Origin of the sequence: Paraglaciecola arctica BSs20135 (genome assembly GCF_000314995.1) — a bacterium.
Classification (GTDB): Bacteria; Pseudomonadota; Gammaproteobacteria; order Enterobacterales; family Alteromonadaceae; genus Paraglaciecola; species Paraglaciecola arctica.
The window spans coordinates 46,801-59,213 of record NZ_BAEO01000044.1 but is presented as its reverse complement, the minus strand read 5'-3'; the positions used below and the strand labels follow the sequence as shown (position 1 = coordinate 59,213).

The window sequence follows — 12,413 nt, the reverse complement described above, 5'->3', positions numbered from 1 at the left end:
GTGGCTAAAGTGGTTTCCCCTCTTCATCAAGCTCAACAATATTCTTAAACATGGGCTGCAAGCTTTCCATAATGGTAGCTTTATCTCCCACTACTACGGTAATCATCTCGTCAAGTTTAAGATGTTTAGCGGCCAACCCACTCAGTTCTTCTATACTCACCTTTTCCAAGATTTCATTTTGTTTATCCACAAAACCTTTATCCAGATTATAGGTCATGATTTCTGACAAAAAACTCAGTTTTTGTCGTGGAGTTTCATAGTTGCGCGCATCCCGTTGACCAATAGCACTTTTCACAAACTCCAGTTCTTTTACTGTCAGGCCTTGTGCTCCAAAGGCAGAGATTTCGTTTCTAAACTGCACAATTGAATCAGCAGTAGTGTCGGCACGCACGCCCGCTTGCGCTCGATAGAAGCCGTAAAAATCATTGCCATAAAAGAAAGAGCGGGCACCATAGGTATAACCTTTATCTTCTCTAAGATTAAGATTGATCCTACTGTTAAAAGCCCCGCCCAAATTATAATTCATCAAATCTGCACGGTAATACTCTCCAACCGAATCATATTTGAGTGCGCGTTTACCAATACGTATTTCGGACTGTGCAGCTTCAGGCTTATCAATAAAATATAAGGTGCCCGCTTGCAACTCTGGGAAAGGATTGATTGCTGGCATCGGACTGCTTTTACCTTGCCAAACATCTAAGGTCTTAAGGCTTTTGCTAATCTCATTTTCAGCCAAATTACTGACCACTATCACGTCAGCATTCGAAGGGCCATAATTAGCACTGTAGAATTCTATGACATCCTTTAAGGAAAGTTTTTCTAAGGTAGAAATAATCCCGTTGTCAGCATAAGCAAAACTATTATCACTACCAAAAACTAGCTTGTTAAAGACTTCTGTTGCAGTAGTCGCGGCATTTTTTTTAGCTGTTTTAAGGCCTTCTATTTGTTGCTTTTGTAAACGTTTAAAATCAGCTTCGTCAAACTTAGGTTGAGTAAGCTGTTCGATTGCAACAGCCAGTGTCTCATCCAAGTTTTTAGTCAGAGTACGAATATTGATAGTGGTAAATTTATTGTCGGTGGAAAAATCGACAGATGAACCCAATTTTTGTAAGTGATTAGATAAATCTTCAGCACTGGACTTTTTGGTTGCCTCACTCAACATTGCAGCTGTTAACGAGGCTAGGCCAAGCTTATCGATTGACTCTCTGGTTTGCCCTGCTGGAACACGTAAACGAATGGTGGTGGTAGGCACTTCATCGTTTACTGTACCTAAAATTTTAATACCAGTTTTAGTCGTTAGTTTATAGATATCCGGCGCTCTGACACTAGGGTTTTTCCCTGATACTGGAACCACAGAACGGTCGAAGTCAGAAGTACCTGGACGCAGTACCAATGAGTCATCTTCAGTACTATCGGGGATAGCTCTATCGTAACGTTTCCAAGTGTCTGGCTTGGCGATTTTATCACCTTGCCCATTCGGTACTATGCTCATGATCACGGCATATTTATCTTTAATATATTTTTTATAAACTCGCATCACATCGTCTTGACTGACGTTTTCATAACGAGCGACATCTTCACCGATAGCATTAGGATTGTTTCGATAGGTTTGATAGGCAGCAAGTTGGCTCACTTTTCCAGATACACTTTCAAGTCCGTAAACCATACCCGATACAATACCAGCCTTAACACGCTCTATATCATCGTCGGTCGCGCCACCTTTGCTTTCGAATTCATCTAACGACGCACGAATAATAGTCTCTAACTCAGATAAGCTGTTACCAGGGGTAGGTAAAGCCAGCAGAGTAAACTGACAACTTAGCTCACCGCACCCATGGTTTGCACTAGCTTGAACAGACTTGCCATTTTTCACCAGATTTTTATATAACAATGACGTCTTACCACTACCTAGAATAGACATAAGCACATCAAGTGGAGCTTCATCAGGGTGATTAGCATGTACTGTTGGGAACGACATATACACTAAAGGCAAAGAAACGTTATCTTCCATAGAAATGTAACGGTCCTGTTTCAGTGTGACCGCTGTATACTCAGGCTGTATAACTTCAGGGCCTCGAGGTATGCCACCAAAATATTTTTTAACCCAAGCCAATGTTTGGGTTTCGTCCATGTCGCCACCTATGGTTAATGTAGCATTGTTTGGGCCATACCAACGTAAGAAGAATTTTTTCAAATCGTTCAAGTCTGCACGATTAAGATCTTCTATATAACCAATAGTCGACCAAGAATACGGGTGACCTTCAGGAAACAAAGCTTCACCGACTCTTTCTCTTAGTAGACCATAAGGACGGTTATCATAATTTTGACCACGTTCATTTTTAACAGTCTCACGCTGATTTTCGAATTTTTCTTTGGTAACGGCATCGAGGAAAAAGCCCATACGATCAGATTCTAACCACAACATCCGTTCTAATTGATTAGAAGGAACTGTTTCATAATAATTAGTACGGTCAGTGTTAGTAGAGCCATTCAGCGTGCCACCAGATTCGGTAATCAGACCAAAATGTTGCTCGTCGGCGACATTCTCTGAGCCTTGGAACATCATGTGTTCAAAAAAGTGGGCAAAACCTGATTTTCCAGGCTCCTCTCGCCCTGAACCAACATGGTAAGTCACATCAACATGTACAAGTGGATCGGAGTTATCAGGGTGTAAAATAACGGTTAGCCCATTGTCGAGCTGATATTTGGTAAATGGAATGACAATCTCATCACCTTTTTTGGCAACAGTGATAATTTTTTTAAAACCTTCTGGCACAACGTTAGACTTGATCTGGTCACTTTTTATTTGGCTGGATTTTTGTTGAGGATCTTTTATGTCACAGGCTGTTAAGCATAAAATAGCTGCAATTCCTGCAATCATTAGAGATTGTTTTTTCATAAAATTATTAACCTAAAAAGAAACAAATAAATAGTTAAGAGGTTGCCGATAATACACATTTCGGGATCAAAAATCTCCGCCAGACAAGTAAAAGGATATGTATCTACAGTCTCTGTGAACTACAAAGCAATAACTACTACATCTCGTACACGGTTTTAGTTTAAACTTGTGCCAGTTTTGGAGTAGTAGTGATGTTTTATAGTATGTTTTCGACGATTTTTACCCCCTTGTTTGGTGCTATATCCGTAATAGGTTATTTTATTAATACTCTGTTTTGGTTAGTACCTATTTTAATTTTTTCGTTCTTCAAGTTAATTCCCATCAAAATATGGCAAACCTTTATGTCTTATTTGCTGGATGGTTGCGCCACGTTTTGGATATCAGTCAACAGCGCCAATCAGAATCTATTTAGCCGCACTAAATTTGAAGTGACGGGACTAGAAGGCTTAAGCCGCAAAGATTGGTACTTGGTCATATCAAACCATCAATCTTGGGTTGATATTTTAGTGTTACAGCGAATTTTTAATCACAAAATTCCTTTTTTAAAATTTTTCCTCAAAAAAGAACTGATCTGGGTACCCTTTCTGGGTTTAGCTTGGTGGGCGTTAGACTTTCCCTTTATGCATAGGTATAGCAAAGCGTTATTAGCCAAACATCCCCATTTAAAAGGCAAAGATTTAGAAAATACTCGTAAAGCTTGCGAAAAATTTACTTTCAAACCCGTCAGTATTATGAATTTTGTAGAGGGTACGCGATTAACCGAAGAAAAACGGACGCGCCAAGGAGCAAAATTTCAGCATTTACTTAAGCCCAAGGCAGGCGGCATGGCTTTTGTTTTAGGTGCCATGGGAGAGCAACTGCATAAGTTACTAGATGTGACTATTCATTATCCAGAAGGAACACCTAGCTACTGGGAGTTTGTCTGCGGCAAAGTCAAAAAAGTACAAGTACAGATTAAAGTGTTATCTATTCAAGAATTGTTAGAAAGTGATGTATATGGAACTGACTACTTTGATGACCACACACAAAGAGTCAAATTTCAACGTTGGCTAACTGAGTTATGGAAACAAAAAGACCAAGATTTACAAAACGCCCTGGCAAAGAAATCACAAGATGTTTAGTGTGTTACCAAGTTTTATTGTGTTCCCGGTGCATTTGCTTTTACAAATGTTAAGCCTAGCTTTTTGGACTATATGCATTACTTTGCTCGGTTTTATCAAGTTTATACTGCCTTTCTCATTTTTCACTAAACCAATTAATAGCATACTGAACTTCATGATGTATGCATTTGGATTTTGCAGTGTCGCCTTAATCAAATGTATGAACAAAGTGGAATTTGATTATGTGGTTGATGGCGAATTGAGCAAAAAACAATGGTATCTGATTATATCGAATCACCTAAGTTGGTTAGATATTATTTTATTAACGGATTTTGCTGTTGGTAAAATTCCTGCGCCAAAGTTTTTTCTTAAAAAAGAATTGATTTGGCTACCTTTTGTCGGCCTTGCCGCATGGGCATTAGACATGCCGTTTATGCAAAGGTATAACAAAGCCTTCCTGCAAAAAAATCCTCACCTAGAAGGTAAAGACATAGCCACCACTAAAAAATCTTGTGAAAAATTTCGTCAGTTACCCACTACAGTTATCAACTTCGTCGAAGGCAATCGCTTTACCCCTGAAAAACAAAAACTCAAACAAAGTCCATTTAAAAATCTTTTGCCACCTAAAGCAGGCGGTATTGCCTTTACCCTCGCCACTATGGGAGAGTTATTCACTAGCGTGCTGGACATTACGATAATCTATCCAGATACACAGGGTAGCCCGATGATGACAATGCTAAGCGGTCGCCTTAAAAAGGTCACTATTCGGGTTAATGTGCATCCGCTTACCGATGAAATTATTGGTGATTATTATAATGACGAAAAATTTAAACAAGGTTTTCAAAGTTGGCTAAATTTAATTTGGCAAAATAAAGACAAACTCATATCTACATTAAAAGAGAAAAACTAAGTGCTAAATAATCAATTCCTTACAGATAGTCTGATAACTCTTTTAGAACAGATAGGTATTCAAGCCAAGCCTGATGATTGGATTTTTCAGACGTTTGCTTTGACTGGTATCATTATTATTGCAGGGCTCAGTAGCTGGCTAACTAAAAGTGTACTCAATAGTAGTCTAAGGAAATTAGTCAGTAAGAGTAAAAACGGTTTCGACGATGAGCTACACAAACATGGCTTTTTTAGACGTATCGGCCACATTATTCCTGCATTAGTTATTTACTTACTTAGCCAAATATTGATTGAAAATCCGTCTTTACTCGCCTTCTTACAAAAATCAGCCATTATTTACCTGCTTATTTCTACAGTGATGGCAGTCAGTGCCCTATTAAATACGGTAGAAGATACCTATAACGCTTCTCGTTTAGCCAAAAGAGCACCTATCACAGGGTTTATCCAAGTGGGTAAATTATTTGTGATAATCATTGCTGGTTTGTTAATTATCTCTAACCTCATGGATAAGTCACCCTTATTACTAATGTCTGGACTAGGCGCAATGGCCGCCATCCTCTTACTACTGTTCAGAGATACAATCTTAGGTTTTGTCGCAGGCATACAGATAGCCGCCAATCGTATGGTCAACACCGGTGACTGGATCGAAATGCCCAAATACGGCGCCGACGGTGAGGTATTACAAGTAGGACTGACAACAGTAAAAGTACAAAACTGGGACAAAACCATCTCAACAATTCCCACTTATACCCTAATATCGGACTCTGTGAAAAATTGGCGAGGTATGAGCGAAAGTGGTGGACGTAGAATAAAACGCTCGCTAAATATCGATATTCAAAGCATCCGATTTTGCGATCAGGATATGTTGGATGAATTTGCTAAAATTCGTTATATAAAGAGTTATATCCAAGCCAAGCTCGAAAAGTTACAGCGATTTCACAGTGAACAACACATAGACACCACAGATTTAATCAATAGCCGCAGGCTTACCAACATAGGTACCTTACGCGCTTACATGCAGGCGTACTTAGAAAACCATCCCGATATTAACAAAGACATGACTTTAATGGTGCGTCAAAGACCCCCAACTGAACTTGGAGTGCCATTAGAAATTTACTGTTTTTGTGCGAATAAAAACTGGGTGAGTTATGAAGGGATCCAAAGTGATATTTTTGATCACTTATTGGCAATATTGCCAGCATTCAAACTAAGAGCCTACCAAAGAGTCAGTGATAGGCCCTAAAATTTAGTTCTTAGTTGGTACTATACAGTCGCCAAGGCATATACAAACACAGCAAATAATGCCAAACCTGATGCACCAAAAAAGCCGTATTCGATCTTGGACTGCATAACGTTTGTACCTTCTGGTGCAGGTAAAAAGCTCATAATTATGCTGCTAATACCTAAAACAAAGGTGATTAATGTAAAGCCAAATAAGATGGGTTCGTGCCAATTACTCATGATTCAATTCCTAGGTATTTCAAACTCCGCATATTATGCACCAAAAAACCATAATTCCAAAAGACCTAAAAGGAAAATGTCTATTGCATATTGGTCTAAAAGCTCACTTATTAGTCCTGTTCACTAATTGCGCCTCCGACATTTACGCAGCTCAACATTAATAATTCATATCCTATTGTTTTTAATGACTTTTTATTTTTGGCCTAAGCTTTGCTCTGCTCAACTAGTCAATCACAATTAATCAGTCAGGAGAATTTTATGCGTACCATGATATTTGCTGGTGCTTTAGCTTGTTGTTCACTTCCGGTCCTTGCTAATCAATGCAACGTTGAGCTCAATGGCAACATGCAGTTGGAAAACAAAGTATTAGCCGTCACTTTAGACAACGATACTCGTCTTACCATTGATCAAGATAAAATATTATATATTGATGGCATTGCTTTAACTCTAGATACACAGCAACAAGGCTGGGTAGATAACTATTATGATGGGATCAATTCAGCTGCGCCTCAAGCTGCCTCAATAGCAACAGATGCCGTTGCACTAGCAAGCACCGCGCTAAACGAGGTATTTAGCGAATTGTTAGGCTCGGATAATACAGCACTAACAGATTTATCTGACAAATTGCACAATCTTGACCAGCAGATCCAATACAACTTTTACGCAGACAATGGTGATATTAGGATACATTCTGAGTCGTTTGAAAATGGAGAATTTTATGGTGAGCAATGGGAGGCTCAGTTTGAAGAAGCAATTGAAGACTTAGTAACAGATTCAATGGGTCACTTGATGGTAGCCATAGGCACTCAACTGCTCTTTAGTGGTGGAGACATGGATGAGTTTGAACAAAAAATGGAACGTTTTGGTGAACAAATAGAACAAAAAGTTGAATATCAAGCCACTGCCTTAGAAGAAAAAGCAGACGTTTTATGCTCGACTCTAGCTCAAGTAGATTATGCTGAAACCCAATTACAGCAAATTAAACAACTCGCAAGTTTAGATGTTATCCAATTTCACGACCAAGCTAATCGTATGTGATAACGTGCAATCTAAAAGAGCCTAATAGGTATTAAATGCAAATTGCAGTAGTGGGGTGCGGGTGGTTAGGACTGCCTCTTTCATTGAGCTTACAAAAAAGTGGCCATAAAATTATGGCCACTTGTCGTTCTAAACAAAAAACCAGTGAATTAACTGAATTAGGCTTTAATGCTGAAACCTTTGAGTTAGGCAATGAGCTAATGCATGACCGCTTAGCAGCATTATTCGCCTCTAGGGTATTAGTCTTAAACATTCCTGTAGGCCGCAAAAATCCCAAGACCAAGCACTATTTGCAGCATATGCAAGCGCTGCTAAAACATGCTGCAAATAGCCAAATACAAAATATTATTTTTATCAGCACAACTTCTGTTTACGGTGATGACAGCGGCATAATCACCGAACAAAGCGCTACAAATCCGCAGACACAATCAGGGCAAATCAATTTATCGCTTGAAGCTATGGTAAGGGAATATTTTACTGATCACAGCACCATTATCCGGCCTGCTGGTTTAGTTGGTAACAACCGCCATCCAGCTCACTACCTAGCAGGTAAATCAGACTTGCCTACCCCTGATATTAGGGTGAACTTGGTGCACCAAGATGATGTTGTTTGCGCCATTCAAACTGTGATTGAAAAAGATATTTGGGGAAAGACCTTGCATTTAAGTGCGCTAGAACACCCAACTCGTGCAGAATATTACACTTGGGCTGCAAAAAGACTTGGCCTCAATCCGCCAAGCTTTATTAATGGTGAAGGAGTCGCCATGGGTAAACAAATTGACGCGACTAGAAGTTTACAAGTTTTAGGTATATCACTTAGATATCCCAGTCCATTTGAGATGTGCCAGTAACACAATAGTTACTGGCTATTTTAGAATAGAATAAAAGCAGTCTAGCCTATCAATGCGGTACCAAAGTATTTTAATGCAATAGTATTTATCAGCACTAATAACAAAATGACCGGGATAAAAGTACCTACCGAGAAATCGACATAACGCTCAAACCAGCTACGTGCATAATTGGGTGCACCTTGATCTAGTTCTTTATTGAAATTTTCCTTCTTCCATCGGTAAATAACAAAAATACAAATTAGCAAACCATTAAGAGGTAAAATGGTGTCGTAAAACACATCAATTATTACATCGAAGAATGACTTAGATTGCCCTGCATAACTGACGAAACCAGTAAAAAAGTCCAGCATTCCAAATGATGTTGCAGCCATTAACGAAAAAATCACTAATAGTATCCCCATCCAACCTAGTGCCTTACGGCGACTAAATTTTTTCTCTTCCATCAAAGCCGCTACTGGCACTTCAAAAATTGAAACAATGGAAGTAATAGCCGCAAAAAACACTAATAAAAAGAAAAAGCTAGCAATGGCACTGGCGCCTACATAACCAATAGTGGCTTGTAATGCCAAAAATATTTTAGGCAAAAATGTAAATATCATACCCACTGACGAGTCGCTTAAATCGTTAGTATTGATATCGGGGTTAAAAGAAAATACCGCGGGTAAGATCAGCAAACCGGCAATAAAAGCCACAGCTGTATCTAACAAGGCCACCATTTTTGCAGAGCCGGGAACATCAGTCTTTTTATCCAGGTAAGAGCCATAGGTGATCATGATCCCCATGCCCAAAGACAATGAAAAGAATGCCTGAGATAAGGCACCATTAACCACAGAAGCATTAATTTTGCTGAAGTCAGGAATTACATAATATTTCACACCTTCAAATGCATTATCCAAGGTCAGTACAAAAATCACTAAAGCAATCAACATTATAAACAAGGTAGGCATCATAAATTTAGCTGCTTTTTCAATTCCTTGTTTTACACCGCCTTGCAGGATCAAATAAATAATGGCCAATACTCCGACCATGTAATAAAACAAGTCGTAACCATTGATAAAGGAACCAAATGTATCTGGATCGGCAAGCATATCTAAGTTACCGGTTAAGGAATGAAACAAATAACCGAATATCCAAACAGTGATAACTAGGTAAAAAACCGCAATCATAAAGGGGGTAATAATCGAAAGCCAACCCGCTATTTTCCAGCCTTTATGACCGTTTGACATAGACGAATAGGCTCCTAAGGGGTCTTTACGACTATGCCTACCAACCGACATTTCGGCCAACATCACTGGTAAACATATAAAGGCCACAAAAATAGCATAAATTAACAAAAATGCGCCGCCACCATTTTTAGTCGCCGCAACTGGAAAACCTACCATATTACCTATGCCTACAGCCGAACCAGCTGCAGCTAAAATAAAACCTAAACGTGAACCAAACTGTTCGCGGGGTGCGCTCATAATCTATCCTTTATTATTTTTATAATTTTGCTAGATATTACCAGCAGATTTTCAGAAAGTCTTTGATGTTAAGAATGCATTGGTTAGAAAAAGTAGTAAAAAATCTTTACAGCTTAGTGCAAGGCGATCACCACGGGATAACACTGCCTTGCCAATCAACATAGTGAGGGCCGTTTTCAGCAGTTAAATTTGGAATAATTTTAAGTAACTGGGTAACAGTAAAGTCAGTAGTAAACAATTTTCTTTTGGGTACATTCGACTGAAACGGCTTGGATAATTCTGTATCAACTGTGCCTGGATGATAACTGATTAAACAAATATTTTTGGCCCGTCTTTGGCATTCAATTTGGGCACTTTTTATCAGCATATTGAGCGCTGCCTTACTGGATCGATACCCATACCAGCCCCCCAACTGATTGTCACTTATACTGCCGACTCTAGCACTAAAAAACACTAATTTAGCTGGTTCAGCACCTTTGAGTAGTGCTTCTACATGTTTTAACCAAAGAGCAGGTAATATAACGTTTGTGGTAAAATAAAAGCTCAGTTGATCCTGATTGATATCTTCTAAACGTTTTTCAGGCATGATTTTTTGATTGTCGGCACCGCTAGCGTGTAATGCACCAATACAGCACACCACCAGACTAAATTGACCACCGTTTTGTTTAAGCTCTTGGCAATATTGTGCAATCGAGTTTTCGTTTTCAGAATCGACGGTGTGATACTCCACCCCGTCCATTTTCGAATCAGGTAACGTTCGAGACACTGCATACACCTGCGCATATTTGCCTGACTCATGTAGCTGTTTAATTAGCGTTTTACCAATGCCGCCTGAGGCACCTATCACCAATACATTGCCTTTAAACATCAACTTTTTCACCTTTTGTTTCGCTGGGTATACAAGGTTTTTTACCTGTTAAAAGATAAGAAATGGTTAAGGAAGAAATTTGCATCATTTAATTAGCACGATTATTTAGATTCACCGTTTTCTTACGCTGAAAGATTGATAGTGGATTAGATTCACTCAAACTTATTTTAGTAGAAGCACTCGTTTTTTAATTAAGAAATCTCGCTCAATACCATTTCGACTAAGATTAATTGCCTTGCTGATTGAACAAATGGCCTGTTCTTGAAAATTCAAACGGCTTTCTAACTCACCACGAGCTGCATGATAAGGCTGATATTGGTTGAGATCTTCACTCAGGGCAACAATATCTTTATAAGCTTGTTTGAGTTGTCCGCCATTTGCCTTGGCGATGGCGAGGTTTAGTGCAACTACAGGGGAAGGATGCAACTGAAACAAACTCATGTATAACAGCTGAATTTGTCGCCAGTCGGTGGCCTCCCAACTTTTTGCTTGAGAATGCAAAGCGCTGATTGCCGCTTGGATCTGATAAGGGCCTCGCTGTTTATATTCCAAAGCTTGTTGAATAAAAGCATTAGCTTGCTCAATCTGGGCTTGCTTCCATAATGCCCTGTTTTGCTGCTCTAGAGGAATGTAAGGTTCAATATCTGAGCTACGGGACAATAGGCGTGCATCATGAAATAACATTAAAGCCGCTAAACCCAATACTTCTGGATTAGGTATCAGCTTTACCATCAACAAGCTTAACCTGATGGCTTCGCTTGCCAAATCGTGGCGTGTTAAAGATTGGCCTTCATAAGCAGAATATGATTCGTTATAAATAAGATAAATAACTTTCAATACAGCTGGCAATCTAATGTCGAGTTGCTCATAACTGGGAATTTCGTAGCTGATCCCGGCATCTCTTATCTTCTTTTTTGCTCTAGTGATACGCTGTCCGATGGCAACTTCTGAGGTAAGATAAGCGCGGGCAATTTCTCGCACATCTAAGCCACACAGAGTACGTAAAGTTAGCGCCACTTGTGCCGCTTCATTAAGTGCTGGGTGACAACAGGTGAAAATAAGCCGCAACCTTTCGTCAGGCACCTCGTAGTCTGTTTCGGCGACGGTATCGGTTAACATATACAGAGATTGTTCAATCAACTGCAACTTATGTTTATTTTGCTGTGATTGCTGCTGACGTAATTTGTCGATTAACTTGCGCTTGGCGACTAAATGTAACCAAGCGCCGGTATTTTCAGGGATCCCTTGTATTGGCCATTTATGACTAGCTTGTTCACAAGCATCTTGCAGCGCATCTTCGGCTAACTGCAAGTCTCGCGAAAAATACACAAGGGAAGCTAACACTTGTCCAGATTCAGCGCGAAAAATTCGCGCGAGTCTATCCATAATCAATATATTCTGATCAATATTATTGGTCAAAAACCATCACCGGCCTGACTTCAATCGTCCCATAACGCGCACTTGGAATTTTTGCCGCCCATTCAAGCGCCTCATCAAGATCTTTACACTCCAATAAATAGTATCCACCAAGCTGCTCCTTGGTTTCCGCAAAAGGCCCATCCGTCAATTCAGGTTTTCCGTTTCGCACTCTAACTGATGTAGCTGTACTAATGGCCTCCAAAGCATTGCCACCCAACAGAATATCTGCCGCGCCAAGCTGCCTGTCAAATTCCTGATATTGCGCCATCAAGGTTTCTATATCTACGTCATCTTGATCTTCACCAGCATAAATCAAAGCTAAAAATTGCATATGTTTTTCCTTATTAAATGAATAAAAGTAAGAAACAATAAGTAAATAATAAGAGTCTCTCACTATAACATCGA

General features: G+C 39.5%; 11 protein-coding genes. 5 read left to right on the top strand and 6 right to left on the bottom strand.

Annotated elements, in window-relative coordinates; all coding sequences use genetic code 11:
- Positions 1-4 precede the first annotated feature (4 nt).
- Positions 5-2,899 (bottom strand): M16 family metallopeptidase, encoded by a 2,895-nt coding sequence (locus GARC_RS14865; protein WP_007621586.1) that lies wholly within the window; start codon positions 2,897-2,899, stop codon positions 5-7.
- Positions 2,900-3,102: 203 nt separating this feature from the next.
- Here GARC_RS14865 and GARC_RS14860 point away from each other — a divergent pair, with 203 nt between their 5' ends.
- The 3 genes from GARC_RS14860 to GARC_RS14850 are packed head-to-tail and all read left to right on the top strand — an operon-like array spanning position 3,103 to position 6,151.
- A complete protein-coding gene (locus tag GARC_RS14860) occupies positions 3,103-4,020 on the top strand; it encodes an acyltransferase (RefSeq protein WP_081587565.1) in 918 nt (305 codons plus the stop codon).
- A complete protein-coding gene (locus tag GARC_RS14855; protein ID WP_081587564.1) occupies positions 4,013-4,909 on the top strand; it encodes an acyltransferase in 897 nt (298 codons plus the stop codon). Before GARC_RS14860 ends, GARC_RS14855 begins: the two co-directional genes overlap by 8 nt.
- A complete protein-coding gene (locus GARC_RS14850) occupies positions 4,910-6,151 on the top strand; it encodes a mechanosensitive ion channel family protein (protein ID WP_007621582.1) in 1,242 nt (413 codons plus the stop codon). It begins immediately after the preceding gene.
- A gap of 20 nt (positions 6,152-6,171) precedes the next feature.
- Here the strand turns inward: GARC_RS14850 and GARC_RS14845 are convergent, their stop codons facing one another.
- Entirely contained in the window at positions 6,172-6,369 is a 198-nt protein-coding gene (locus GARC_RS14845; RefSeq protein ID WP_007621581.1) for a hypothetical protein, read from the bottom strand.
- Positions 6,370-6,627: 258 nt separating this feature from the next.
- Here GARC_RS14845 and GARC_RS14840 point away from each other — a divergent pair, with 258 nt between their 5' ends.
- Positions 6,628-7,407: a YggN family protein gene (locus GARC_RS14840; protein WP_007621579.1), complete on the top strand. Its 780-nt coding sequence runs from the start codon at positions 6,628-6,630 to the stop codon at positions 7,405-7,407.
- A 35-nt stretch (positions 7,408-7,442) separates the two neighbouring features.
- Positions 7,443-8,258 (top strand): SDR family oxidoreductase, encoded by an 816-nt coding sequence (locus GARC_RS14835; protein WP_007621577.1) that lies wholly within the window; start codon positions 7,443-7,445, stop codon positions 8,256-8,258.
- Between the two features lie 41 nt (positions 8,259-8,299).
- Here the strand turns inward: GARC_RS14835 and GARC_RS14830 are convergent, their stop codons facing one another.
- The 4 genes from GARC_RS14830 to GARC_RS14815 form a co-directional block, all read right to left on the bottom strand.
- Positions 8,300-9,721 (bottom strand): sodium-dependent transporter, encoded by a 1,422-nt coding sequence (locus tag GARC_RS14830; protein WP_007621575.1) that lies wholly within the window; start codon positions 9,719-9,721, stop codon positions 8,300-8,302.
- Between the two features lie 127 nt (positions 9,722-9,848).
- The gene (locus tag GARC_RS14825; protein ID WP_007621574.1) at positions 9,849-10,589 is read right to left on the bottom strand and encodes an SDR family NAD(P)-dependent oxidoreductase; all 741 of its coding nucleotides are present in this window, start codon (positions 10,587-10,589) and stop codon (positions 9,849-9,851) included.
- A 162-nt stretch (positions 10,590-10,751) separates the two neighbouring features.
- Positions 10,752-12,008: an RNA polymerase sigma factor gene (locus GARC_RS14820; RefSeq protein WP_052151512.1), complete on the bottom strand. Its 1,257-nt coding sequence runs from the start codon at positions 12,006-12,008 to the stop codon at positions 10,752-10,754.
- A complete protein-coding gene (locus GARC_RS14815) occupies positions 11,998-12,339 on the bottom strand; it encodes a YciI family protein (protein ID WP_007621568.1) in 342 nt (113 codons plus the stop codon). Before GARC_RS14815 ends, GARC_RS14820 begins: the two co-directional genes overlap by 11 nt.
- Positions 12,340-12,413: the final 74 nt, after the last annotated feature.